The sequence below is a fragment of the Stenotrophomonas sp. CFBP 13718 genome (genome assembly GCF_014842145.1).
Taxonomy (GTDB): domain Bacteria; phylum Pseudomonadota; class Gammaproteobacteria; order Xanthomonadales; family Xanthomonadaceae; genus Stenotrophomonas.
Genome location: NZ_JACYVC010000001.1, coordinates 422,798 through 447,745, shown reverse-complemented (window position 1 = coordinate 447,745; position 24,948 = coordinate 422,798). Strand labels below are relative to the sequence as shown.

The 24,948-nt window shown below is 65.9% G+C and carries 18 protein-coding genes; 11 read left to right on the top strand and 7 right to left on the bottom strand.

Going from position 1 to position 24,948, the window contains the following annotated elements; all coding sequences use genetic code 11:
• Positions 1–11: 11 nt before the first annotated feature.
• Both secF and fabV read left to right on the top strand, forming a co-directional pair.
• Positions 12–986, top strand: a complete 975-nt coding sequence (gene secF / locus IFT58_RS01905; RefSeq protein WP_192080664.1) for a protein translocase subunit SecF — start codon at positions 12–14, stop codon at positions 984–986.
• A 326-nt stretch (positions 987–1,312) separates the two neighbouring features.
• Entirely contained in the window at positions 1,313–2,572 is a 1,260-nt protein-coding gene (fabV, locus tag IFT58_RS01900; RefSeq protein ID WP_192093907.1) for an enoyl-ACP reductase FabV, read from the top strand.
• A gap of 99 nt (positions 2,573–2,671) precedes the next feature.
• On the opposite strand, the gene IFT58_RS01895 is transcribed toward fabV, so the two are convergent.
• The 3 genes from IFT58_RS01895 to IFT58_RS01885 form a co-directional block, all read right to left on the bottom strand.
• Positions 2,672–4,741 carry an EAL domain-containing protein gene (locus IFT58_RS01895; RefSeq protein ID WP_192080666.1) on the bottom strand — a complete coding sequence of 690 codons (2,070 nt, stop codon included), beginning with the start codon at positions 4,739–4,741 and terminating at the stop codon, positions 2,672–2,674.
• 90 nt (positions 4,742–4,831) lie between these two features.
• Complete coding sequence (locus tag IFT58_RS01890) at positions 4,832–6,016, bottom strand: aminoacetone oxidase family FAD-binding enzyme (RefSeq protein WP_192080667.1); 1,185 nt, start codon at positions 6,014–6,016, stop codon at positions 4,832–4,834.
• Between the two features lie 5 nt (positions 6,017–6,021).
• Positions 6,022–6,570, bottom strand: a complete 549-nt coding sequence (locus IFT58_RS01885) for a YaeQ family protein (protein ID WP_188324301.1) — start codon at positions 6,568–6,570, stop codon at positions 6,022–6,024.
• 42 nt (positions 6,571–6,612) lie between these two features.
• Between IFT58_RS01885 and IFT58_RS01880 the strand changes: the two genes are divergently transcribed.
• From IFT58_RS01880 to IFT58_RS01860, 5 genes are all read left to right on the top strand, one after another.
• The gene (locus IFT58_RS01880) at positions 6,613–7,560 is read left to right on the top strand and encodes a pseudouridine synthase (protein WP_192093761.1); all 948 of its coding nucleotides are present in this window, start codon (positions 6,613–6,615) and stop codon (positions 7,558–7,560) included.
• A 215-nt stretch (positions 7,561–7,775) separates the two neighbouring features.
• Entirely contained in the window at positions 7,776–7,985 is a 210-nt protein-coding gene (locus IFT58_RS01875) for a cold-shock protein (protein ID WP_042615064.1), read from the top strand.
• Between the two features lie 156 nt (positions 7,986–8,141).
• Positions 8,142–8,831 (top strand): glutathione S-transferase, encoded by a 690-nt coding sequence (locus tag IFT58_RS01870; protein ID WP_192093760.1) that lies wholly within the window; start codon positions 8,142–8,144, stop codon positions 8,829–8,831.
• A gap of 44 nt (positions 8,832–8,875) precedes the next feature.
• Entirely contained in the window at positions 8,876–10,441 is a 1,566-nt protein-coding gene (locus IFT58_RS01865; protein ID WP_192093759.1) for a YdiU family protein, read from the top strand.
• Between the two features lie 61 nt (positions 10,442–10,502).
• Positions 10,503–11,039, top strand: coding sequence for an adenine phosphoribosyltransferase (locus IFT58_RS01860; protein ID WP_188324286.1), 537 nt, complete (start codon positions 10,503–10,505; stop codon positions 11,037–11,039).
• 491 nt (positions 11,040–11,530) lie between these two features.
• Here the strand turns inward: IFT58_RS01860 and dbpA are convergent, their stop codons facing one another.
• Complete coding sequence (dbpA, locus tag IFT58_RS01855) at positions 11,531–12,907, bottom strand: ATP-dependent RNA helicase DbpA (protein WP_188324285.1); 1,377 nt, start codon at positions 12,905–12,907, stop codon at positions 11,531–11,533.
• 76 nt (positions 12,908–12,983) lie between these two features.
• Here dbpA and IFT58_RS01850 point away from each other — a divergent pair, with 76 nt between their 5' ends.
• Entirely contained in the window at positions 12,984–14,873 is a 1,890-nt protein-coding gene (locus IFT58_RS01850) for an ATP-binding cassette domain-containing protein (protein WP_192080671.1), read from the top strand.
• A gap of 337 nt (positions 14,874–15,210) precedes the next feature.
• Here IFT58_RS01850 and IFT58_RS01845 read toward each other — a convergent pair whose 3' ends face one another.
• Positions 15,211–15,675 (bottom strand): cytochrome c, encoded by a 465-nt coding sequence (locus tag IFT58_RS01845; RefSeq protein WP_188324283.1) that lies wholly within the window; start codon positions 15,673–15,675, stop codon positions 15,211–15,213.
• An 11-nt stretch (positions 15,676–15,686) separates the two neighbouring features.
• Positions 15,687–16,094: a cytochrome c gene (locus IFT58_RS01840; protein WP_188327298.1), complete on the bottom strand. Its 408-nt coding sequence runs from the start codon at positions 16,092–16,094 to the stop codon at positions 15,687–15,689.
• Between the two features lie 203 nt (positions 16,095–16,297).
• Here IFT58_RS01840 and IFT58_RS01835 point away from each other — a divergent pair, with 203 nt between their 5' ends.
• Genes IFT58_RS01835 through IFT58_RS01825 form a run of 3 tightly spaced genes read left to right on the top strand, consistent with a single transcriptional unit; the run spans position 16,298 to position 24,041 of the window.
• Complete coding sequence (locus IFT58_RS01835) at positions 16,298–17,452, top strand: efflux RND transporter periplasmic adaptor subunit (RefSeq protein WP_192093758.1); 1,155 nt, start codon at positions 16,298–16,300, stop codon at positions 17,450–17,452.
• Positions 17,449–20,967, top strand: a complete 3,519-nt coding sequence (locus IFT58_RS01830; RefSeq protein ID WP_192093757.1) for an efflux RND transporter permease subunit — start codon at positions 17,449–17,451, stop codon at positions 20,965–20,967. The genes IFT58_RS01835 and IFT58_RS01830 overlap by 4 nt, the downstream gene beginning before the upstream one ends.
• The gene (locus IFT58_RS01825; RefSeq protein ID WP_192080674.1) at positions 20,964–24,041 is read left to right on the top strand and encodes an efflux RND transporter permease subunit; all 3,078 of its coding nucleotides are present in this window, start codon (positions 20,964–20,966) and stop codon (positions 24,039–24,041) included. Before IFT58_RS01830 ends, IFT58_RS01825 begins: the two co-directional genes overlap by 4 nt.
• A gap of 235 nt (positions 24,042–24,276) precedes the next feature.
• Here the strand turns inward: IFT58_RS01825 and IFT58_RS01820 are convergent, their stop codons facing one another.
• Positions 24,277–24,948 carry a DUF1120 domain-containing protein gene (locus tag IFT58_RS01820; RefSeq protein ID WP_192093756.1) on the bottom strand — a complete coding sequence of 224 codons (672 nt, stop codon included), beginning with the start codon at positions 24,946–24,948 and terminating at the stop codon, positions 24,277–24,279.

The following is a 24,948-nucleotide window of genomic DNA, read 5'->3' as shown; positions in this document are numbered from 1 at the left end:
GGATCGATACCATGAAATTGTTTCCGCTCCACCTGATCCCGAACGATACAAAGTTCGATTTCATGCGCACCCGCTGGATCGCCATCGGCATTGCCGCGCTGGTGTTCATCGTGGCCTTGGGCAGCATCATCGGCAAAGGCTTCAACTACGCACTGGATTTCACCGGTGGCACCGTGGTGGAAGTACGTTTTGACCGCCCGGCCGACGTCGATGCCGTTCGCGAACACCTGGAGACCGCCGGGTACGGCGGTGCCCAGGTGCAGAGCTTCGGCAGCGGCAGCAACCTGCTGATCCGCCTGCAGCCGCAGGCACAGGCAGAAGGCGAAAGCGCCGGCGATGCCAACAACCGCACCGCGGAAGCCGTACGTACCGCCGTGTCGCTGGAAGGCAACGCGGCGACCGTGCTGTCCTCGGAGTTCGTCGGTCCGCAGGTCGGCAAGGAGCTGGCCCTGAACGGCCTGTACGCGGCCCTGTTCGTGCTGGTCGGCTTCCTGATCTACATCGGTTTCCGCTTCGAGTGGAAGTTCGCCGTGGTCGCCATCATCACGACGCTGTTCGACGTGCTGGTGGTGGCGGGGTACTTCTCCCTGAGCGGCCGCGAGTTCGACCTGACCGTACTGGCCGGCCTGTTGTCGGTGATGGGCTTCTCGATCAACGACACCATCGTGGTCTTCGACCGCGTACGTGAAAACTTCCGCAGCCTGCGCGTCGAGCCGCTGGAAGTGATGAACCGTTCGATCAACCAGACCCTGTCGCGCACCATCATCACCTCGCTGGTGTTCTTCCTGTCCGTGCTGGCGCTGTACATCTACGGCGGCGGTTCGCTGGAAGGACTGGCCCTGAGCCAGATGATCGGCGCGGTGATCGGCACGCTGTCCTCGATCTTCATCGCCTGCCCGCTGCTGACCATGGGCGTCCTCGCGGTGACCAAGCAGGACCTGCTGCCCAAGACCAAGGACGTGGAAGCGCTCGCCCGCCGCCCGTAACCGTCCCCGCAGCAGTTGAACAAGAGAGCCGCACGAAAGTGCGGCTCTTTTTTTTTGCTTTGCGCCTCCCCACCCGCACACACCGCGGCGAGCAGGAAACCATCCGGAGGAGGTCGGAGGGTCCGTGCGGGACACTGTGAGGCAGGAGCCGAACGGTAGCCTACAGGGACGTACTTGCGGCGTGTCCCGCGCGGACCCTCCGGCCTCCTCAGCGCAGGCGCCTGCATACGCCGCCGTCGGTTGTGCATAATCCCCCCGCACACTACGATTCCAGCGTTAAGCGTATGCGCGCCTCCGCGTTGCGCCTGTCCCACACCGAGGTATCCATGGTCATCAAACCGCGCATCCGCGGCTTCATCTGCGTCACCACCCATCCCACCGGCTGCGATGCGGCGGTCAAGCAGCAGATCGACTACATCAGCAGCAAGCCCAGGATCGTCAACGGTCCCAAGCGCGTGCTGGTGATCGGCGCCTCCACCGGCTATGGCCTGGCTGCGCGCATCACCGCCGCCTTCGGCAGCGACGCCGCCACCCTGGGCGTCTTCTTTGAAAAGCCCGGCAGCGAAACCAAGCCGGGCAGTGCCGGCTGGTACAACTCGGCCGCGTTCCACAAATACGCAGACCAGGCCGGGCTGTATGCCAAGAGCATCAACGGCGATGCGTTTTCCGACGAGGTCAAGGCGCAGGTCATCGCGACGATCAAGGCCGACCTCGGTGAAGTCGACCAGGTGGTCTACAGCCTGGCCTCGCCGCGCCGCCGACACCCCAAGACCGGCGAAGTGATCAATTCCACGCTGAAGCCGATCGGCGCGCCGATCACCTTGCGTGGGCTGGATACCGACAAGGAAAAGCTGACCGAGACGCGCCTGGAACCGGCGACCGACGAAGAGATCGCCGGCACCGTGGCCGTGATGGGCGGCGAAGACTGGCAGATGTGGATCGATGCGCTGGCCGATGCCGGCGTGCTCGCCAACGGCTGCACCACCACCGCGTTCACCTACGTCGGCGAAGAGATCACCCAGGCCATTTACTGGAACGGCAGCATCGGCGCGGCCAAGAAAGACCTGGACCTGAAGGTGCTGGGCCTGCGCGAGAAGCTGGCGAAGATCGGCGGCGACGCGCGCGTATCGGTGCTGAAGGCAGTGGTCACCCAGGCCAGCTCGGCCATCCCGACCATGCCGCTGTACCTCTCGCTGCTGTTCAAGGTGATGAAAGAAAAAGGCACGCACGAAGGCTGCATCGAGCAGCTGGATGTGCTGTACGACATCCTGTACGGCGGCAAGGACGAGGGCACGGCAGTGGATCGTCTGCGCCGCGAACTGATCGACGCCGATGGCCGCACGGTACCCCTGATCGATGCAGATGGCCGCCTGCGTGCGGACTACAAGGAAATGGTGCCGGAGGTCCAGGCCGAGGTGCTGGCGTTGTGGCCGCAGGTGACCAACGAGAACCTGTACCAGATCAGTGATCTGGCGGGCTACAAGGCGGATTTCCTGCGCCTGTTCGGCTTTGGCGTGGAAGGCGTGGACTACGACGCCGACGTCGATCCGGACGTCAAGATCGACAATCTGGTCGACATGACCTGATGCCGCCCGCCGCGCATGGCGCGGCGGTTTTTGTCGACGGGCGCCGATGCGCCCCGCCGAGCAGGGCTCGGCGCTACCGGTACTCCGGAGCGCCGGGCGTCAGCCGAAGTCAAACTCCATTCGCGGCGTCGCTACGCCGACGAACTCGCCCTGCACGTAATCCACGCCGGCGCTGAACAACAATGTCATCGAGTTGGCGTCGGTCACGAACTCGGCGATGGTGGCGATGTCCGCCGCCTGCGCGCGCGCCGTGATTTCCTTGATCTTCTCGAAGTTCTCGCGGGTGCTGGCCACGTCGCGGGTGAATCCGCGATCGAGCTTCAGGAACTGTGGCTGGAAGTGCGCCAGCAGCTGGAACGAATCCAGGCCGGAACCGAACTGCTCCAAGCCGATGCGGCAGCCCAACGGTGCCACGTCCTGCAGGAACTGCTGCGCATTGCGCAGGTGGGTGAACACCTTCGACTCCGGCGCATGCAGCCACAGCCGCTCACCGGGCACGCCATGGGCGCGCAGTTCATCGTGCAGCACCGCGATCAACTTCGGATCAGCGAAGGACTCCGGGGTGATCTTGACCAGCATGTTGGTGGACCGGCCGGCACGCTGGTGCTCGCCGAGAACGGCGATCGCGCGGCGCACGACCCAGCGGTTGATGTCCGCCAGCAGGCCATGCTCTTCGGCGATGCCGAGGAAGGCCACCGGGCTCTGCAGTTCGCCGTTGTTGTCCAGTCGCAGGTACGCTTCGTACAGCTCGCGCGGCTCGCCCTGTAGATTCAAGACCGGTTGGTAGTGCAGCTGGAAGCCATCGCCGTCCAGTGCCTCGCGGATGCGCGATACCCAGCGCGAGATGCGTTCTTCCTCGACGCGGTCCGTCGCGCCGGGATCGAAGATGCGCACGGTGTTGCCCAGCTCGGAGGCGTCCTGCACGCAGGCCGTGGCGCGGGCCAACACCTGGCCGATGCTGGCGATCTTCTCGCCCACCTGCACGCCACCAATGCTGACGGTGACGGTCGCGGAGCGGTTGCCGATGCTGAAGACATGGGCGGCGTAGGCGGCGCGGATGCGCTCTGCAAGTGCAGACGTGTCGGCGAAGGCGCCCTCGAGCAGCACGCCGAAGCTGTGTTCGCCGAAGCGCGCCAGCTCGGCCTGTTCGCCCACCGTATCCTGCAGCAGGGCCGCCATGGCGGCGATCAAGGCATCTGCCGAATCCAGGCCGAAGTCTGGCAGCAGCCGGGCGTAGTGGTCCGGCTCGACCAGCAGCAGGCCGGCGCGGCCTTCGCTGCGGCCGGCCTGGGCGACGGCGTTCTCCACGCGCACCATGAACGTTGGCCGGTTCAACAGGCCGGTCACCTGGTCGCGCTGGCGCAGCTCTTCCACTTCGCGGGCCAGTTCGGGGTCCAGTTCAAGGCGGCGGCGGAACACCACCTGCAGGCAGGTCTCACCCTCGTAAGTGGCCGCGGTGAACTCCATCGTGGCGGCAAACGCGGAACCATCCTGGTGGCGCGCATCCACCTGGTACTGCGGGGGTGGCGCCTCGCCCTTGCTCAGGCCCTTCAACAGCTGTTTGAAGCCTTCAACGTGCTGCGCCGACACCATGTCCAGCAACGAGATGCCTTCCACATCGTCGAAATGCTCGAAGCCGAACATCTCCAGGTAGGCCTCGTTGGCACGGATGTGCATGCCTTCATGGATGTACGCGATAGGGTCGCGCGACGAGGCGATCAGTGCATCGCAGCGGCGCTCGGTCTCGCGCATCTGCGCCTCGATACGGCGTAGGCTGCGACGCGCCTGCAGATCCACCCACTGGTCGCGCACGACGGCCAGCAGGTGTTCCGGACGCGGTCGCAGGGCGAGGGCGCGGAAACCGTGCGCACTGGCCTCCACCAGCGCGTCTTCTTCGATGTGGTCCACCAGCAGGATGAGTGGCACATCCTTGCCGCTGGCGGCAATCTGCTGGGATACCTGCGGCAGGCTGATCGACTGCGACGGCGCGGCCAGCACCAGGTCGATGGCCTGTGCGGTCAGCACCTGGCCCAGCTCCTCGGCGTCCTGCGGGCGCGACGGGCGGACGGCGATGCCACTGTTGCGCAGCGCGCTCACGATGGCTTCGGCGTTCTCGCCACTGTCATCCACGATCACCAGGCGCAGGGTGATGTCATTCGAGTTCTGCATTCATTGCTCCCCAAGCTGCGCATTAGATACACGATGCACGTCCGCAGGTCCATGCGCCAGCCCCCGGGGCGGACGGGAACTGCGCCATGCCTACACCACGCTGCCGGCGGCATGTCCGCTGGCCCACGCCCACTGGAAGTTGTAGCCGCCCAGCCAGCCGCTGACATCGAGCACTTCGCCGATGAAATACAGCCCGTCCACCTGCCGAGATTCGAAGGTCGACGAAGACACCTGTGCGGTATCCACACCCCCCAGGGTGACCTCGGCCGTGCGGTAGCCTTCGGTGCCGCTGGCCACCAGCGGGAAGGCGCCCAGCAGGGCCGCCGCCTGCCGCAGTTGCGGTTCATCCAGCTGCTTGACCGGGCGATCCGGCAACCAGTGCTCGCACAGACGCTGTGCCAGCCGTTTGGGCAACACATCGCCCAGCACCGTGCGCAGCGCCGCGTCCGGGCGGTCGCGCTTCATCTGGCGCAGCCAGTCCGCTGCATCCTGGCCGGGCAGCAGGTCAAGCTCCAGCGCGTCGCCCGGTTGCCAGAACGAGGAGATCTGCAGGATCGCCGGGCCGCTGATGCCGCGGTGGGTGACCAGCATCGCGTTGCGGAACGACACCCCGTTGCTGCGTGCTTCCACCGGCAGCGCCACGCCGGCCAGGTCGGCCAGGCGTTGCTGGTGGGTACCACTGAGTGTCAGCGGCACCAGGCCGGCGCGGGTAGGCAGGACATCGTGGCCGAACTGGCGTGCGATCTCGTAGCCGAAGCCGCTGGCGCCCAGGCTGGGGATGGACAGCCCGCCGGTGGCCACCACCAGCGAGGCAGCAAAGATCACGCCATCGGCGGTGTGCACATGAAACCCATCACTGCCACGCTCGATGCGCTGCACCGCACAGTCCGTGCGGATCTGCACACCGGCCTGCTGGCATTCGTCGACCAGCATCTTCACGATCTGCTTGGACGACACATCGCAGAACAGCTGGCCCAGTTCCTTTTCGTGATACGCGATGGCATGGCGCTCGACCATGTCGATGAAATGCCAGGGCGTGTAGCGGGCCAGCGCGGACTTGCAGAAGTGCGGGTTGGCCGACACGAAGTTGGCCGGCGTGGTGCCCGTGTTGGTGAAGTTGCAGCGGCCACCGCCGGACATCAGGATCTTCTTGCCGACCTTGTTGGCATGGTCGATGACCTGCACCACGCGGCCGCGCTTGCCGGCGGTCAGCGCGCACATCAGCCCGGCTGCGCCGGCACCGATCACCAGGACATCGCAACGGGGGGTCGCCACGCCGCTCACGCCTTGGCGGTTTTGCGCCAGACCGGAATGACGTCCAGCTGCATGTGGTCGGCGATCAGCTGTACTTCGGTGTCCTGGATCAGCACGCTCCAGCGCATCGCGCGCTGGATCTGCGTGGTCCACTGTTCGACGAACGGGGCGGGCAGGTCCAGTACCGACAGGTTGCCGAAGCGCTCCAGCGCCTTGCCCTGCTTCTGCCACCACACATCCGACGCGTGGCCGGCATAGTTGACGATCTGCACCTGCCGGCTGCGGTTGCAGGCTTTACGGATGCGTGACTCGTCCGGGTGCCCCAGGTCGATCCAGCGCAGGATCTCGCCGGTGTAATCGTGCTCCCACAGGTCCGGCTCGTCGTCGGTGCTCAGGCCACGGCCGAACTCCAGGCGATCCGCTGCGTTCAACGCGAAGGCCAGCAAGCGCACCATCAGGCGCTCGTCGGTCTCCGACGGGTGCTGGGCGAGGGTGAGGTTGTGGGTCGCGTAGTAGCCGCGATCCATGTCGCTGATCTGCAGCTCGGCCTTGCGGATGGTGGCGGTGAGGGCCATGGGGCTTCCGTGTACAAAGAGCACCATGATAATGGGTGGGCCATGATGCCGTCCGATCCGATGTACCCGCACGTTGCCGCCAGTCGCCTGCAGTTGCCGCCGGGGGCCTGGGGCTGCCTGCTGGATGGGCTGTGCGCGCGCTTCCCTCGGATCAGTCGCGCGCAGTGGCTGGACCGCTTCGGCCGTGGGCGGGTGCAGGATGCGCAGGGCAGGGCGCTCGATCCGGCACAGCCGTGGCAGGTCGGTCTGGAGATACGGTATTTCCGCGAGGTGGCGCACGAGCCGGTCGTGCCGTTCGCCGAGCGCATCGTGCATCACGATGCGCACCTGCTGGTCGCCGACAAGCCCCACTTCCTGCCGGTGGTGCCGGCGGGCGGGCACGTCCAGCAGACGCTGTTGGCGCGCCTGATCGCCGCGACCGGCAATCCAGACCTGGTGCCCCTTCACCGGCTGGACCGGCTGACTGCGGGCCTGGTGCTGTTCTCGACCCAGCCCGGCAGCCGGGATGCTTACCAGCGCCTGTTCCGCGAGCGGCGTATCGAAAAGACCTATGAAGCGCTGGCGCCTGCGCTGCCTGCGACGGCGTTTCCGCTGCGCTACTGCAGTCGTTTGGAGCGCGGGACGCCCTTCCACCGCATGGCCGAAGTCGAGGGCGCGCCCAACAGCGAGACCGAGGTGGAGGTGATCGAGGGAACCGGTCCGGTCTGGCATTACCGGCTGCGCCCGGTCACGGGCCGCAAGCACCAGCTGCGGGTGCACATGGCCGCCCTGGGGGCACCCCTGCAGGGGGATGATCTGTACCCGACCCTGGCTCCGCGGGACGCGGGGGACTACTCCCAGCCCTTGCAGCTGTTGGCCCGGACGCTTTCATTCAGCGATCCGTTCAGCGGGGAGGTGCGCCATTTCTGCAGCGGATTGACCTTGACGGAGCCGTCGCGAGGATCCCCCGGCAGGGCCACGGGGGCTGACACCAATGCGCCGGAAGCCTGAATTGGGTTTGATGAACATCTCCGCTATCGCTTTTTAGTCCAAACACGCGTATTGTCCGTCCCACTGTGTTTGCTAGGGTCACCGTAAATCGTGGCCTGGTGCAGTTGATCTCACGATCTGCTCCATCGATCCGCTTTGCCAACGCCTGCAACTCAGTCTCGGCCCCGATATCCGGTGGCTGCGATTTATTTCATATTGTTTCAGGAGTTTCAAAGATGTCTGATCGTCAGAGCGGTACCGTGAAGTGGTTCAACGATGCCAAGGGCTTCGGCTTCATCACCCCGGAAAGCGGCCCGGACCTGTTCGTGCACTTCCGTGCCATCCAGGGCAACGGCTTCAAGTCGCTGCAGGAAGGCCAGAAGGTAACCTTCGTCGCCGTGCAGGGCCAGAAGGGCATGCAGGCTGACCAGGTGCAGGCGGTCTAATCCGCTTGCTACCTTAAGGTAGCTATGAACGCCGGAAGCGAAAGCTTCCGGCGTTTTTTTTTGCCCGCGTCCCAGCCGGGCGACGCCCTTGTTCGTCACGCTTCGCGCAAACGCTGCCCACTACGCTATGGAAACCCTTCATCGCGGATCCCCTGCATGCGCATCGTCCACCACCTCGACAATTCCCGTTCCCTGCGCGTCCTGTGGGCGCTGGAAGAGCTCGGGCTGGACTACGAACTCAAGCAGTACGCGCGGGATGCCAAGACCATGCTTGCACCCGCCGCGCTCAAGCAGATCCACGGGCTGGGCAAAGCCCCGGTGCTGCAGGACGGGACGCGGATGCTGGCCGAATCCGGTGCGATCCTGGACTACCTGGCCGATACCTACGACAAGGAACGCGTGCTTTCCCCCGCGCCGCAGCCGTCCGGCAGTGACGAGCGCATGGCATACCGGTATTGGCTGCACTACGCCGAAGGTTCGGCCATGCCGCCGATGCTGCTGACGCTGGTGATGGCCCGTATCCGCAACGCGCCGATGCCGTTCTTTGCCCGCCCCATCGCGCGCGCGATCGCGGACAAGGCAGAGCAAGGCTTCGTCGGGCCACAGCGTCGCCTGCATTTGGACTGGATGGAGCAGCGGCTCAGCGAAAGCCCGTGGTTTGCCGGTCAGCGCTTCACCTTGGCCGACATCCAGATGAGCTTCCCCTTGCAGGCCGCGGGCAGCCGCGGCGATGGCCTGGCCGACAAGCCGGCGATCCGCAGCTTCCTGCAGCGCATCGAGCAGCGTCCGGGCTACCAGCACGCCGTGGCGCGTGGCGGCAGCCTGAAGGCGCTGGACGGCCGCTGAGGAAGCGACTTGCCGCTTCGCGCGGGCATCCCCATGTAGTCGGCATGGATACGCAATCGCCGCACTTCGACAACCGCCTTATCGCCACCCTACCGGGGGATCCAGAGCACGGGCCACGCCGCCGTGAGGTGATCGGGGCCGCGTGGTCGGCGGTCATGCCCACGCCGGTCGCCGCGCCGGGCACCCTGGCCGTCTGGCCGGAGGTCGCCGAGCTGCTCGGTCTGCCGGCTGCGTTCGTTGAAAGCAGTGAGTTCGCGGAGGTGTTCGGCGGCAACGCCTTGCTGGCCGGCATGCAGCCGTGGGCCGCCAACTACGGCGGCCATCAGTTCGGCCATTGGGCGGGGCAACTGGGTGATGGACGGGCGATCTCGCTGGGTGAACTGGTCGCTGCCGACGGACGCCACTGGGAGTTGCAGCTGAAGGGCGCAGGGCCGACGCCCTACTCGCGCGGGGCCGATGGCCGCGCCGTGCTGCGGTCGTCGATACGGGAGTTCCTGTGCAGCGAGGCGATGCACCATCTGGGCGTGCCGACCACGCGCGCGCTGTCGCTGGTCGGCACCGGCGAAGGTGTGGTGCGCGACATGTTCTACGACGGCCATGCAAAGGCCGAGCCTGGCGCCATCGTATGCCGCGTGGCGCCTTCATTCCTGCGCTTTGGCAGCTTTGAACTTCCCGCTTCGCGCGGCGATGTGGTGTTGCTGAAGCGGATGGTCGACGCGTGCATCGCTCGTGATTTCCCCGAGCTGCAGGGCAGTGGCGATGTGCTGTTGGGCGCATGGTTCGGCGCGGTGTGCACCCGCAGCGCGGAAATGGTCGCGCACTGGATGCGCGTGGGCTTCGTGCATGGCGTGATGAACACCGACAACATGTCGGTGCTCGGGCTCACCATCGACTACGGCCCGTATGGCTGGGTGGAGGATTTCGACCCGGAGTGGACGCCCAATACCACCGACGCACAGGGGCGGCGCTACCGGTTCGGCACCCAGCCACAGGTGGTGTTCTGGAACCTCACCCGGCTGGCGCAGGCGGTGGCGCCGCTGTTCACCGACGTGCAGCCGCTGCCGGCGGGATTGGACACCTTCCAGGTCACGCTGGCCGCCTGCACGCGACGCGACGTCGCCGCCAAACTCGGTCTGTCCGTGGCGGGCGAGGACGACCTGCAGTTGCACCAGCGTTGGCAGGGGCTGATGCAGGACGGAGCGATGGACATGACCCTGGCCTACCGGGCGCTGATCCGCTTCGATGTCACGCGTCCGGATGCCGCTGTGCTGGACGGCGTGTACTACGACCCCGCGCGCCAGGCCGCCGTCCATGAGGCGCTGCTGCAGTGGCTGGGCGACTATGCCGCGCGGTTGCGTGCCGATCCCCTGTCGGCATCGGAGCGCATGACGCGGATGACCCGCGCCAATCCACTGTACGTGCTGCGAAACTGGCTGGCCCAGGAAGCGATCGAGCGTGCCGAGCAAGGCGATCTGGGCGGTGTGCAGGCGCTGCAGGAGGTCCTGCGTGATCCCTGCACCGAACGTGCCGGGCTGGAGCATTACGCCGGCAAACGTCCGGCGTGGGCGGATCACAAGGCAGGCTGTTCGATGCTGTCGTGCAGTTCCTGACAGTGAAGCTGTCCTTTGAACGGCCTGTTACCCTATGCCGCCCTACATTGCTGGCCTCGCCATGACCGACGCATCCGTCGAACCGCAGTGGGCATCGCGCCTGCGCGACATCGCTGATTTCCCCAAGCCGGGCATCCTGTTCAAGGACATCATGCCGCTGCTCGCCAACGGCGACGACTTCCGCGCCGCGGTCAAGGCGATGAGCGCACGCTGGCGTGACCTGCAGCTGGATGCGGTGGTCGGCATCGAGTCGCGCGGCTTCATCCTGGGCGCAGCCATGGCGCACGAGCTGGGTATCGGCTTCGTGCCGGTGCGCAAGCCGGGCAAGCTGCCGGGCAAGGTGCTGCGTGAGGAATACACGCTGGAATACCGCAGCGACTGCATCGAAGTGCACGCCGACGCGTTGCCGGCCGGTGCGCGGGTGGCGATCATCGATGACGTACTGGCGACCGGCGGCACGCTGGTGGCGGCGCTGTCTTTGGTGCGGCGCCTGGGCGTGAACGTGGTGGGTGCCGGCGTGCTGGTGGAGCTGGATGGCCTGGGCGGCCGCGGCCGCTGGGAAGCCGATCTGCCGCTGCACGCAGAACTGGTGTACTGAGGGGCCCACCGCTCCGACCGGAATGCACGGTCGGCTGGAATACACGGCCGACCGGAAATACACGGTTGGCCGGAAATACACGGTCGGCCGGAATGCACGGTCCGCCTGAAATGCACGGTCGGCTGGAAATACACGGCCGCCCGGAAAAACGCGGGTGGCCGAGAAATACGCGGCCGGCCAGAAATACACGGTTGGCCGGAAATACACGGCCGTCCCAAACAAACGGTCGGCCGAGACAAACGGTCGATCGGAATCCGGTAGAGCCGACTTCAGTCGGCTGCTGTTGCGTGCGAAGCCGACTGAAGTCGGCTCTACCAGACGCAAACCAGAGCCGAAGCAAGCCAGGCCCCAAGCAAACCAGGCCCGAAGCAAACCAGGCCCGAAGCAAGCCAGGCCCGAAGCAAGCCAGGCCCGAAGCAAGCCAGAGCCGAAGCAAGCCAAGCCCGAACCAAGCCAGAGCACCGGCGTACCGGTGCACCGGTGCGTGATGCTTACATCACCCGGGTGCGGAAGCGGCGGCCCTTGATCTTGCCTTCTTCCAGCTTGCCCAGTGCGCGGTTGGCGTGGTCGCGGGCGATCGCCACGTAGGAGCGCGTGGGATAGATCGCGATCTTGCCGATGTGCTTGCCCGCCAGGCCGGCATCGCCGGTCAGTGCGCCCAGGATGTCACCTGCACGCAGCTTGTCGGTCTTGCCGCCGTCGATGCGTAGGGTGCGCATGGCGGCCTGCGGCAGTTCATCCGGGCGCGAGGTGGCCAGCGGCGTTTTCTGCCAGTCCAGCGGCTTGCCACGCTGCGCTTCCAGTGCCTCGGCGCGCGACTTCTCGCGCCCCGCGACCAGGCTGATCGCCATGCCGCTGGCGCCAGCGCGACCGGTGCGGCCCACGCGGTGCTGGTAGGTCTCGATGTCGGTCGGCAGTTCGTAGTTGATCACTGCAGCCAGGTCTTCCACGTCCAGTCCGCGCGCGGCCACGTCACTGGCCACCAGCACGTTGCAGCTGCGGTTGACGAAGCGCACCAGCACTTCCTCGCGGTCGCGCTGCTCCATGTCGCCATGCAGGGCCAGCGACGAGAAGCCGAACTGCTGCAGCGAGTTGGCGACCTCGTCGACATCCTTGCGGGTATTGCAGAACACCACCGCCGATTCCGGGGTGTACTTCAGCAGGAGGCCGGCCAGCGCCTTCTGCCGATGCGCAGGCTCTACTTCGCAGAACAGATGGCGGATGTCGGGGGCGTCGTCGGCACCGTCCACGGTCACTTCCACCGGTTCACGCAGCACGTCGCGGCCGATCGCGCGGATCGCATCGGGGAAGGTGGCCGAGAACAGCATCGTCTGCCGATCCTTGTGCGTGCGTCCTGCGATCTCGCGGATGGGCTCTTCAAAGCCCATGTCCAGCATGCGGTCGCCCTCATCCAGCACCAGTGTGCGCACCTGGCCCAGGTTCAGCGCACGCTTGCGCGCCAGTTCCTGCACGCGGCCGGGGGTGCCGACCACCACGTGCGGATGGTGGGCTTCCAGCGAGGCCAGCTGTGGGGCCAGCGGCGAGCCGCCGGTCAGCACCAGCAGCTTCATGTTGGGGATGCCGGTGGCCAGCTTGCGGATCTGCTTGCCGACCTGGTCGGCCAGTTCGCGGGTAGGGCACAACACCAGCGCCTGCACGCGCTGGGTGGCCGGATCCAGTGCCTGCAGCAGGCCCAGCCCGAAGGCGGCGGTCTTGCCGCTGCCGGTCGGCGCCTGCGCGATCACGTCGCGGCGGTCGAGGATGGGGGGCAGGGCGCGCGCCTGGATGGCGGTCATCGTGGTGTAGCCAAGCGCTTCCAGGCCGGGCTGCAGGGCCGGGCTCAGCGGCAGGGTCGAGAATTCATTCATGGCGCATTGTACGGGGTCCGCGCCGGGCCTGATCCCTTTTCCCCAGAAAAGCGATCCAACCCCGTACAATAGCCCCATGCCTCTGATTACCTTGCAGAACGTCGACTTCAGCGTCGGCGGCCCGTTGTTGCTGGAAAAAGCCGAACTGTCGATCGAACCGGGTGAGCGTATCGCCCTGATCGGCCGCAACGGCGCCGGCAAATCCACTTTGCTCAAGCTGCTGTCCGGCGACCACAAGCCCGACGACGGCGAAGTCCGCATCCAGCAGGGCGTCCGCGTGACGCGCCTGGAACAGGAGGTGCCCATCGGTGCCGCCGGCAGCGTGTTCGACGTGGTCGCCGAGGGCCTGGGCGAGCTGGGCCAGTGGCTGGCCGAATTCCACCACCTCAGCATGGCCGAGGACTTCGACGGCGACGCGCTGGGCGCGGTGCAGGCGAAGATCGATGCGGCCAACGGCTGGGGCCTGGACCAGCGCGTCAGCGAAACGCTGACCAAGCTGGACCTGGACGGTGATGCCGAGTTCGCGCGCCTGTCCGGGGGCATGAAGCGCCGCGTGCTGCTGGGCCGCGCGCTGGTGTCCAGCCCGGATCTGCTGCTGCTGGACGAACCGACCAACCATCTGGACATCGAGGCCATCGACTGGCTGGAAATGTTCCTGAAGAACTGGAACGGCAGCGTGGTGTTCGTCACCCATGACCGCCGCTTCCTGCGTGCACTGGCTACCCGCATCGTCGAGATCGACCGTGGCCAGGTCACCAGCTGGCCGGGCGACTGGGCCAACTACGAGCGTCGCCGCGAGGAACGGCTGAACGCGCAGGCGCAGGAAAACGCCCGCTTCGACAAGATGCTGGCGCAGGAAGAAGTGTGGATCCGGCAGGGCATCAAGGCCCGCCGTACCCGCGATGAAGGGCGCGTGCGCCGTCTGGAAGCGATGCGCAGCGAGCGCTCCGTGCGCCGTGACCTCAGTGGCAACGTACGGATGGAAGCGGCCCAGGCGGCCAACTCCGGCAAGAAGGTCATCGACATCAAGGACGTGTCGTTCTCCTTCGGTGAGCGTTGCATGGTGCGCGACTTCTCCGCGACGATCCTGCGCGGCGACCGTATCGGCCTGATCGGGCCGAACGGCAGCGGCAAGACCACGCTGCTGAAACTGCTGCTGGGCGACCTGGCACCGGACAGCGGCGAAGTGCGTGCCGGCACCAACCTGGAGATCGCCTATTTCGACCAGTACCGCGCGGTGTTGCGCGAGGACTGGACGGCGATTGAGAACGTGGCCGAGGGCCGCGATTTCATCGAGTTCAACGGCAAGCGCAAGCACGTGCATGCCTACCTGCAGGACTTCCTGTTCACGCCGGAACGGGCACGTGCACCGATCACGCGGCTGTCGGGTGGTGAACGCAATCGCCTGCTGCTGGCCAAGCTGTTCGCGCAGCCGTCCAACCTGCTGGTGATGGATGAGCCGACCAACGACCTGGACGTGGAAACCCTGGAGCTGCTGGAAGAGCTGCTGGGCGATTACACGGGCACGTTGCTGCTGGTCAGCCATGACCGTGACTTCCTGGACAACGTGGTGACCTCCACGCTGGTGATGGAAGGCAATGGCGTGGTCGGCGATTACGTGGGCGGCTACACCGATTGGCAGCGCCATGCGGCGTTCGTGGCGGCGCAGGCCCTCAACGCGCCGGTGCTGGCCAGCCGGCCTGCCGTGGCGGCTGCACCTGCCGTTGCCGCAGCGGCTGCACCGGCCAAGCGCAAGCTGAGCTACAAGGATGCACGCGAGCTGGAGCAGCTGCCGTTGAAGATCGAAACGCTGGAGAAGGACGTCGAGGGCCTGACCGCCGCGATGAACGATCCCGCGTTCTACCAGCGCAGCGCGCCGGACATGGCCGCGCACAACCAGAAGCTGGCGAAGGTGCAGGCCGAACTGGATGCCGCCTACGCCCGCTGGCAGGAGCTGGATGCCTGAGGGATGCGCTGCCGCTCGAGGGTGGGCGGTGGTAGCGCCGAGCCATGCTCGGCGGATTGCGTGAACGCCTGGGCCGCTGCGCTCGCCGACCGTGGGTCGGCGCTACCGGATGTGTGAACACCTGGGCCGCTGCGCTCGCCGACCATGGGTCGGCGCTACCGGTGACGGGGCGGTGGCTTGGGCCTGTGCTTTGGCTTGTGCCCTGGTAGAGCCGACTTCAGTCGGCTGCTTGCTGTACAAAACAGCCGACTGAAGTCGGCTCTACCGCTGATGCAGCCGACTGAAGTCGGCTCTACCGTTTCGGCTCTACCCCTGCACGGGCATTTCCGGGCTGCGGCTATTTCAGGCCGTGCAGGTCGCGTAGCTGGGTGGGGCGTGAGCCGAAATAGGCGGCCAGGTCGGCGATCTCCTGATCGCTCAGGCCCGTTGCCTGCGGGGTCATCAGCGCATGCTGGCGATCGCCGCTGCGGTACGCCTGCAGCGAATGCGCAAGGTAGTCGCTGTACTGGCCCCCCAGCTTCGGATACGTCGGATCGATCGGCGAATTGCCGTCGGCCCCGTGGCAGTCGATGCAGCTCTGTCCGGTGGCCTTGCCCTTGGCCTGCGCACGTGCCTCACCGGCGGCGAGGCGCCCAGCCGGCAGGCCGGCAGACGACGAGGGCGCTGGAAGATCACCCGCGGCCTGTCCCGGCTGTGCGGGCGACTGCGTGCTGCTGTCCTCGTGCGAGGGCGAGCAGGCCGCCAGCAGGACGGCGACGGACAAGGCGATGGCATGACGCGTGAACGGCGCGGCTTTCGACATGTGGGCGTGCCTTACTTGATGGTGGACAGGTAAACAGCGAGATCGGCGATCTCCTGTTCGCTGAAACTCATCGACTGCGCCTGCATCGTGGGATGTCGGCGCTTGCCATGGCGGTATTCGGTGAGCGCCTGCAGCAGGTACTGCTCGCTCTGCCCGCCGATCTTGGGCACTTTGTAGCTGGGATAGGCGTTCTTGTAGCCGGTGATGCCATGGCACCCCTGGCAGGTATAGGCCAATACCCGGCCATTGTCGAAATTGCCGGTCAGCGCCGCGGCAGGGGCGGGCGCCTGCGGGGCCGGAAGCGGCGCCGGCGCGGCCGGAGCCGTAGCGGGTGAAGCAGGGGCAGGAGCGGCCACGGCGGCCCCGAAGGGCAGGAGGACGGCCAGAGCAAGACAAGCGGCGAGCGGCTGCGGGCGCATGATGTCGTTTCCGGGATTCGGGTCTGGTCGTTCCGGCGTGGGGTTCGGAACGGCCCGAGTATAGCGGCTCATTTCATGTTGCTGAAATGGGCAGGAGCCGACCGGTGGCGTGAAGTCACCGTGACCTTTGGGATATGGTGTACCCGTGAGGTGGTGCATTACTTTGCTACCACACCTGTTCACGCATCCCCAGGGACCCGACGATGTCACGCCATGCCTTCCTGCCCGCCGGCCGCAGCGGAATCTGCGCCGCCGCGCTGCTCATCTCCACCTCGTTGCTGCTGTCCGGCTGCGCAGGGGGCCCCAACACCGAAGCCAAGGCAGCGGAAACCAAGGATGGCAAGACCGACGAGAAGAAGGTCGAGTCCGTGCCGGTGGAAGTGGCCGTGGCCAGCCATCGCGGCGTTGCGGCCAGCTACACCGGCACGGCGGCACTGGAACCGCGCGCTGAAGCCCAGGTCGTTGCGAAGACGTCCGGCGTGGCGCTGGCGGTGCTGGTGGAAGAAGGCCAGCAGATACGTGCCGGCCAGCCGCTGGTGCGCCTGGACCCGGACCGCGCGCGCCTGGCCGTCGCCCAGAGCGAGGCGGTGATGCGCAAACTGGAGAACAACTACCAGCGCGCCAACCGGCTGGTCGGCCAGCAGATGGTCAGCGCCGCCGATGTCGACCAGTTGCGTTACGACGTGGAAAACGCCCGCGCGCAGTACCGGCTGGCCACGCTGGAACTTTCCTACACCACGGTCACCGCACCGATCAGCGGGGTCATCGCGTCGCGCTCGATCAAGACCGGCAACTTCGTGCAGATCAATACGCCGATCTTCCGCATCGTCGACAACTCCCGCCTGGAAGCCACGCTCAACGTGCCCGAGCGCGAGCTGGCAACGCTGCGTGCCGGCCAGCCGGTGACCCTGCTGGCCGATGCACTGCCCGGCCAGCGCTTCACCGGCCAGGTGGACCGCATTTCGCCGGTGGTGGATTCGGGCAGTGGCACCTTCCGTGTGGTGAGTACCTTCGACGGCGGCGTGCAGTCGCTGCAGCCGGGCATGTTCGGCCGCATCCGCATCGATTACGACCAGCGCGCCAATGCGTTGGTGATACCGCGCCTGGCGCTGCTGGACGATGGGGATCCGGCCGTGTTCCGCGTGCGTGCCGGCAAGGTCGCGCGCGTGCCGATCACCCTGGGCTACGCTGAAGGGGCGTGGATCGAGGTGCGCGAAGGGCTGGCCGCCGGCGATCAGGTGGTGACCGCCGGCAAGGTCGCGCTGCGCGACGGCACGGCCGTGCAGGTCATCGTGCCCGCCGATCCCAAACAGGTGACCAAGGCCACGCCGGCGACCAAGGCAGGGAGCGCCCCATGACATCGGCCGGCAACGACCACGGTCGCGACCCCCACGAGGGTCACGGCCCCGGCAGCATGGGCGGCGGCCTGGTGGAGTTCGCCACGCGTCGCCGGGTGACCATCGCCATGTGCACGGTCACCCTGATCCTGTTCGGGCTGATCGCCTTGGGCAGCCTGAAGGTGAATCTGCTGCCGGACCTCAGCTATCCCACGTTGACCGTGCGCACCGAGTACACCGGCGCGGCGCCGTCTGAAATCGAAACCCTGATCTCCGAGCCCGTGGAAGAAGCGGTCGGGGTGGTCAAGAACCTGCGCAAGCTGAAGTCCATTTCGCGCACCGGCCAGAGCGATGTGGTGCTGGAGTTCGCGTGGGGCACCAACATGGACCAGGCCAGCCTGGAAGTGCGCGACAAGATGGAAGCGCTGAACCTGCCACTGGAGGCCAAGGCCCCGGTGCTGCTGCGCTTCAATCCGTCCACCGAACCGATCATGCGCCTGGTGATATCCAGCAAGGAAGCACCGGCCAGCGATGCCGAGGCGATCCGTGAGTTGACCGGCCTGCGTCGCTACGCCGACGAAGACCTGAAGAAGAAGCTGGAGCCGGTGGCCGGCGTGGCCGCGGTGAAGGTCGGTGGCGGCCTGGAAGATGAGATCCAAGTGGACATCGACCAGCAGAAACTGGCGCAGCTCAACCTGCCGATCGACACGGTCATCCAGCGGCTGAAGGAAGAGAACGTCAACATCTCCGGCGGGCGTCTGGAAGAGGGGTCGCAGCGCTTCCTGGTGCGGACGGTGAACCAGTTCGCCGACCTCGAAGAGATCCGCAACCTGCTGATCACCAGCCAGTCGTCCAACGGTAGCGCTGCCGCCTCGGCAATGGCGCAGATGTTCGCGATCGCGGCGGCCACCGGCTCGGATGCGGCGATGTCGGCGGCATCGGCGGCGCAGAGTGCATCCGGCGGCAGTTCCAGCGTGGTGGCCAACGGTGTGCCGGTGCGGTTGAAGGACGTCGCTACCGTGCGCCAGGGCTACAAGGAGCGCGAAGCGATCATCCGCCTCGGTGGCAAGGAAGCGGTGGAGCTGGCGATCTACAAAGAAGGCGACGCCAACACCGTGACCACGGCCGAAGCGCTGCGCGCGCGGCTGGAGCAGATCAAGACCACCTTCCCGGCCGATGCCGAACTGACCACCATCGAAGACCAGTCGCGCTTCATCGAACACGCAATCAGCGACGTCAAGAAAGACGCGGTGATCGGCGGCCTGCTGGCGATCCTGATCATTTTCCTGTTCCTGCGTGACGGCTGGAGCACCTTCGTGATCAGCCTGTCGCTGCCAGTCTCGATCATCACCACGTTCTTCTTCATGGGCCAGTTGGGCCTGAGCTTGAACGTGATGTCGCTGGGCGGCCTGGCACTGGCGACCGGGTTGGTGGTCGATGACTCCATCGTGGTGCTGGAAAGCATCGCCAAAGCGCGCGAACGCGGGCTGGGGGTGCTGCAGGCGGCCATTGCCGGTACCCGCGAAGTCAGCATGGCGGTCGTAGCGTCCACCCTGACCACCATCGCCGTGTTCCTGCCGCTGGTGTTCGTCGATGGCATTGCCGGCCAGCTGTTCCGCGACCAGGCGCTGACCGTGGCGATCGCCATCGCGATCTCGCTGCTGGTGTCGATGACCCTGATTCCGATGCTGAGCTCGCTGAAAGGACGCCCTCCGCTGGCGTTCCCGGAAGAACCGGCGACCGACGCATGGCGTCCGCAGAACCGCTGGCTGAAGCCGGTAGCGGGCGGCCGGCGGGGGGCCATGGCCGGTATCCGGTACACCTTCTTCGGCGCGGCCTGGCTGGTGGTGCGGGTGTGGCGCGGCATCGTGGCCGTTGTCGGCCCGGTGATGCGCAAAGCCAGCGACGTCGCGATGAAGCCCTATGCGGGTGCGGAGCGCGGTTACCTGCGCCTGCTGCCCAATGCCTTGGCCCATCCGGGCAAGGTGCTCGGGCTGGCCGCGCTGGCGTTCGTTGCCACGATGGCGCTGGTGCCGATGCTGGGTGCGGACCTGATTCCGCAACTGGCGCAGGATCGCTTTGAAATGACGGTCAAGCTGCCGGCCGGCACCCCGCTGAAGCAGACCGATGCCCTGGTGCGCGAACTGCAGCTGACCCACGGCGACGGCAAACAGCCGGCCGGTAAAGGCATCGCATCGCTGTACGGGGTGAGCGGCGCCGGCACGCGGCTGGATGCCAGTCCGACCGAAAGTGGCGAGAACATCGGCAAGCTGACCGTCGTGATGGAAGGCGGCGGCAACGCACGCAGCGAAGCGGCGATCAGCGATCGGCTGCGCGCCACCATGGCGACGCACCCGGGGGTGCAGGTGGACTTCGCGCGGCCGGCATTGTTCAGCTTCTCCACGCCGCTGGAAATCGAACTGCGCGGGCAGGACATGGCCTCGCTGGAGCTGGCCGGGCAACGGCTGGCGGCGATGCTGCGCAACAACGCGCACTACGCTGACGTCAAATCCACGGTGGAAGAAGGATTCCCGGAAATCCAGATCCGCTTTGACCAGGAACGTGCCGGTGCACTGGGGCTGACCACACGGCAGATCGCCGATGTGGTGGTCAAAAAGGTGCGCGGTGACGTGGCGACGCGCTACAGCTTCCGTGACCGTAAGATCGACGTGCTGGTGCGGGCCCAGGAAGGCGACCGGGCCAGCGTGGACAGCATCCGCCGGCTGATCGTCAATCCGGGCAGTACCCGACCGGTGACCCTGGATGCCGTGGCCGAAGTGGTGGCCACCACCGGGCCAAGCGAGATCCATCGCGCTGACCAGACGCGGGTGGCGGTGGTGTCGGCCAACCTGCGCGACATCGACCTGGGCGCGGCGATGCGCGAAGTGCAGGCGATGGTCGCCGAGCAGCCGCTGGGCGCAGCGGTGGGCATGCACATCGGGGGCCAGGGCGAAGAGCTGGAAGAGTCCGCACGCTCGCTGATCTTCGCCTTCGGGCTGGCGATCTTCCTGGTGTACCTGGTGATGGCCTCGCAGTTCGAATCCCTGCTGCATCCGTTCGTCATCCTGTTCACCATCCCGCTGGCCCTGGTCGGTGCGGTGCTGGCACTGCTGCTGAGTGGCAAGCCGATCTCGGTGGTGGTGTTCATCGGATTGATCCTGCTGGTGGGGCTGGTGACCAAGAACGCGATCATCCTGATCGACAAGGTCAACCAGCTGCGCGAAGCCGGCGTAGCGAAGCACGAGGCGCTGGTGGAAGGCGCTCGCTCGCGCCTGCGCCCGATCATCATGACCACGCTGTGCACCTTGTTCGGCTTCCTGCCGCTGGCTGTGGCGATGGGCGAGGGGGCCGAAGTGCGCGCGCCGATGGCGATCACCGTGATCGGCGGCCTGCTGGTGTCCACGCTGCTGACCTTGCTGGTGATTCCGGTGGTGTACGACCTGATGGACCGCAAGGGCGATGCCTACTACCGTGAGCGCGGCCGCAAACTGGCGTACGGGTCCGCCGTGGAAGGTCACCCGGAGCGCGCGGCATGAGCATTGCCGAGTTCTCCATCCGCCGCCCGGTCACCACCATCATGTGTTTCGTGTCGCTGGTGGTGGTAGGCCTGATCGCCTCGTTCCGGCTGCCGCTGGAGGCGCTACCGGACATCACCGCACCGTTCCTGTTCGTGCAGGTGCCGTACGCGGGCTCCACGCCGGAAGAAGTCGAGCGCACGGTGATCCGGCCGGTAGAGGAAAGCCTGGCCACGATGACCGGGATCAAGCGGATGCGCTCTTCGGCGACATCGGAAGGGGCCAGCATCTTCATCGAGTTCAGTGACTGGGACCGTGACATCGCCATCGCCGCGTCCGACGCGCGCGAACGCATCGATGCCATCCGCAGCGACCTGCCCGACGACCTGCAGCGCTACAACGTGTTCAAGTGGTCCAGCAGCGACGAGCCGGTGCTCAAGGTGCGGCTTGCCAGCGACACCGACCTGACCGGTGCGTATGACATGCTGGACCGCGAGTTCAAGCGGCGGCTGGAACGCATTCCCGGCGTAGCCCGGGTGAACATTTCCGGTGCGCCACCGAATGAGGTCGAGATCGCCATCGACCCGAACCGCCTCAACGCGCATGGGCTGAGCATCAATGAACTCAGCGACCGTCTGCGGACCCTGAATTTCTCGCTGTCGGCGGGGCAGATCGATGACAACGGCCAGCGCGTGCGCGTGCAGCCGGTAGGCGAGATCACCGACCTGCAGGAGATGCGCGACCTGGTGATCAATGCCAAGGGACTGCGGCTGGGTGACATCGCCGAGGTGCGCCTGAAGCCCACGCGGATGAGCTACGGTCGCCGGCTGGACGGCAACCCGGCCATCGGCCTGGATGTCTTCAAGGAACGCAGTGCGAACCTGGTGGAGGTTTCGCGCGCTGCACTGGCTGAAGTGGAAGCGATCCGCGCGCAGCCGAGCATGCGCGACGTACAGATCAAGGTCATCGACAACCAGGGCAAGACGGTGACCTCGTCGCTGCTGGAGCTGGCCGAAGCCGGTGCGGTGGGCCTGATCCTGTCGGTGACCGTGCTGTTCTTCTTCCTGCGCCACTGGCCGTCCACCCTGATGGTGACCCTGGCCATCCCGATCTGTTTCATCATCACCTTGGGCTTCATGTATTTCGTCGGGGTGACGCTGAACATCCTGACCATGATGGGGCTGCTGCTGGCGGTCGGCATGCTGGTCGACAACGCCGTGGTGGTGGTGGAAAGCATCTACCAGGAGCGCGAACGGATACCCGACCAGCCGCGGCTGGCGTCGATCATCGGCACCCGCAACGTAGCCATCGCGCTCAGCGCCGGCACCCTGTGCCACTGCATCGTGTTCCTGCCGAACCTGTTCGGTGAGACCAACAACATCAGCATCTTCATGTCGCAGATCGCGATCACCATCTCGGTGTCCCTGCTGGCATCGTGGCTGGTGGCGGTGAGCCTGATCCCGATGCTGTCCGCGCGCATGGATACGCCCAAGCTGCTGCATTCCAAAACGGGTGTCATCGCGCGCCTGCAGGACCGCTATGCCGTGCTGCTGGACTGGACGCTGCGCCACCGTGGCTGGAGCCTGCTGGGCATCCTGCTGGTGGTGCTGGTCAGCCTGGTGCCGATGAAGCTGACCAAGGTGGACATGTTCGGCGGCGAAGGCGGCAAGGACGTGTTCATCGGCTACATGTGGAAGAGCGCCTACACCTACCGGCAGATGTCCGATGAAGTGAAGCGCGTGGAGGACTGGCTGGACGCCAACCGCGAGCGGTTGCACATCACCCAGGTGTATTCCTGGTACAGCGAGGAAGAAGGCAGCTCGACCATCGTCACGGTCGACGAGGCGCACGCGGGTGGTCTGAAGGCGATCCAGGAAGAGATGCGCAAGGGGCTGCCGAAATCCGCGCGGGCCGACTACTTCGTCGGCAACCAGGGCGGTGATTCCGGCAGCAGCAACAGCGGCGTGCAGGTGCAGCTGGTCGGTGATTCCAGTTCGATGCTGCAGGAGATCGGCGAGGAAGTGCTGCCGCTGCTGGCCCAGCGCAAGGAACTGCGCGATGTGCGCATCGACAACGGGGAGAAGGGCAGCGAACTGGCGATCCGTGTTGACCGCGAGCGCGCCTCGGCGTTCGGCTTCAACGCCGAGCAGGTCGCCAGTTTCGTGGGTCTGGCGCTGCGTGGCGCGCCCATGCGGGAGTTCCGACGCGGTGACAACGAGGTGCCGGTGTGGGTCCGTTTCGCCGGTGCCGAGAAGAGCACGCCGGAAGACCTTGCCGGCTTCAGCGTACGCACGGGCGATGGCCGCACCGTGCCGCTGCTGAGCCTGGTGTCGGTGGACATCGTGTCATCGGCCACACAGATTGGTCGGACCAACCGACAGACGACGTTGACCATCAAGGCCAACCTTGCTGAAAAGATCACCGCTCCGGATGGTCGGAAGGCGATCGAAGCCGTTCTGAAGCCGATGAACTTCCCGGCGGGCTACAGCTTCAGCTTCGATGGCGGCGACTTCGGCAACGACGACGAGGCCATGCAGCAGATGCTGTTCAATCTGGTGATCGCGTTGGTGATGATCTACGTGGTGATGGCGGCGGTGTTCGAATCGCTGCTGTTCCCGGCTGCGATCATGAGCGGTGTGCTGTTCTCGATCTTCGGTGTGTTCTGGCTGTTCTGGCTGACCGGCACCTCGTTCGGCATCATGTCCTTCATCGGCATTCTGGTGCTGATGGGGGTGGTGGTGAACAACGGGATCGTGATGATCGAGCACATCAACAACCTGCGCCGCAACGGCATGGGGCGTACGCAGGCATTGGTGGAAGGATCACGCGAACGGCTGCGCCCGATCATGATGACGATGGGCACGGCGATCCTGGCGATGGTGCCGATCTCGCTGACCGATACGCAGATGTTCGGCGATGGCCCGCCGTATTACCCGATGGCCCGTGCGATTGCCGGTGGGCTGGCGTTCTCCACGGTGGTCAGCCTGTTGTTCCTGCCGACGATATACGCGGTGCTGGACGATGCGCGCAGCGCAGCCGGCCAGTTGATCCGCAAGGCGCGCGGTCGCGGCGTGGAGGCCCCGGCGCTGCGGTAGCGCGGAGCCATGCGTGGCGGGATGTCCGGGTGACACGCCCGCTGCGCTCGCCGACCGTGGGTCGGCGCTACCGGGCGGCTGCGTGGGTCGTGTCTAGTTCACGGTGGTCAGCCTGTTGGTTCTGCCGACGATCTACGCGGTGCTGGACGATGCACGCAGCGCGGCGGCCACGATCAGACACAAAAAATGGGGCGCTTACGCGCCCCATCGGGAAAGATCAACGCGGCGGGGTCGATCAGAGGTAGTGCAGCACAATGCTGACATCACCGGCGAAGCGCACCCGATCCGTCACATCGAGCTCATCCGTGGCCGCCACACCCGGGTAGATTGACAGGTACGCCGCAATTCCGCTGACCGCTGGCGGCGCCGTGCCAACGGGAGCACTGCCGAGGCGCCAGCCGGACCGGTCAACCTCGGGGGTGACGGTGGTATTGCCTTTCCAGCTGCCGCCAGACCATACCGAACTACTCATCGCGGTTCCGTCCTGATCGCTTGCACCAGTGTCGAAGCGAAGATAGTAGCCACCGATTTTGTTACCCGACTTGTCTGTGCCCATGCCGAACAGCCTGGCGGCATCCTTGTCTCGGGCGTCGCGGATGGCAACATCAGCAACCTTGTCGTTCTTCGACAATGCGTTGTTGTCGATGAACTGCAGCGCGAACTTGGCGTTACTGGCACACTCGATAGTGGTGGCGAGGGTCTTTGTCGCCAGCTTGACCGGCTCATCCGCTTTCAGCTCATCGATCGTTATCGCCCCATACGAGACGGCGCCGCCATTAGCCAACGTAACAGTGCATGCCGGCGGCACGATACGGCCAGTAACGCCGAGCTTGACGTCGGCGGCCGAGACGCCCGCACTGGCAGCCATTGCTGCAGCCAGGGCGCTGAGTTTCATGAAGTTTTTCAT

Bases quoted from the DNA above. Each gene is read 5' to 3' on its own strand.
- secF (WP_192080664.1), top strand. From the start codon at position 12: ATGAAATTGTTTCCGCTCCACCTGATCCCGAACGATACAAAGTTCGAT.
- fabV (WP_192093907.1), top strand. From the start codon at position 1,313: ATGGTCATCAAACCGCGCATCCGCGGCTTCATCTGCGTCACCACCCAT.
- IFT58_RS01895 (WP_192080666.1), bottom strand. From the start codon at position 4,741: ATGCAGAACTCGAATGACATCACCCTGCGCCTGGTGATCGTGGATGAC.
- IFT58_RS01885 (WP_188324301.1), bottom strand. From the start codon at position 6,570: ATGGCCCTCACCGCCACCATCCGCAAGGCCGAGCTGCAGATCAGCGAC.
- IFT58_RS01880 (WP_192093761.1), top strand. From the start codon at position 6,613: ATGATGCCGTCCGATCCGATGTACCCGCACGTTGCCGCCAGTCGCCTG.
- IFT58_RS01875 (WP_042615064.1), top strand. From the start codon at position 7,776: ATGTCTGATCGTCAGAGCGGTACCGTGAAGTGGTTCAACGATGCCAAG.
- IFT58_RS01870 (WP_192093760.1), top strand. From the start codon at position 8,142: ATGCGCATCGTCCACCACCTCGACAATTCCCGTTCCCTGCGCGTCCTG.
- IFT58_RS01865 (WP_192093759.1), top strand. From the start codon at position 8,876: ATGGATACGCAATCGCCGCACTTCGACAACCGCCTTATCGCCACCCTA.
- IFT58_RS01860 (WP_188324286.1), top strand. From the start codon at position 10,503: ATGACCGACGCATCCGTCGAACCGCAGTGGGCATCGCGCCTGCGCGAC.
- dbpA (WP_188324285.1), bottom strand. From the start codon at position 12,907: ATGAATGAATTCTCGACCCTGCCGCTGAGCCCGGCCCTGCAGCCCGGC.
- IFT58_RS01850 (WP_192080671.1), top strand. From the start codon at position 12,984: ATGCCTCTGATTACCTTGCAGAACGTCGACTTCAGCGTCGGCGGCCCG.
- IFT58_RS01845 (WP_188324283.1), bottom strand. From the start codon at position 15,675: ATGTCGAAAGCCGCGCCGTTCACGCGTCATGCCATCGCCTTGTCCGTC.
- IFT58_RS01840 (WP_188327298.1), bottom strand. From the start codon at position 16,094: ATGCGCCCGCAGCCGCTCGCCGCTTGTCTTGCTCTGGCCGTCCTCCTG.
- IFT58_RS01835 (WP_192093758.1), top strand. From the start codon at position 16,298: ATGTCACGCCATGCCTTCCTGCCCGCCGGCCGCAGCGGAATCTGCGCC.
- IFT58_RS01830 (WP_192093757.1), top strand. From the start codon at position 17,449: ATGACATCGGCCGGCAACGACCACGGTCGCGACCCCCACGAGGGTCAC.
- IFT58_RS01825 (WP_192080674.1), top strand. From the start codon at position 20,964: ATGAGCATTGCCGAGTTCTCCATCCGCCGCCCGGTCACCACCATCATG.
- IFT58_RS01820 (WP_192093756.1), bottom strand. From the start codon at position 24,948: ATGAAAAACTTCATGAAACTCAGCGCCCTGGCTGCAGCAATGGCTGCC.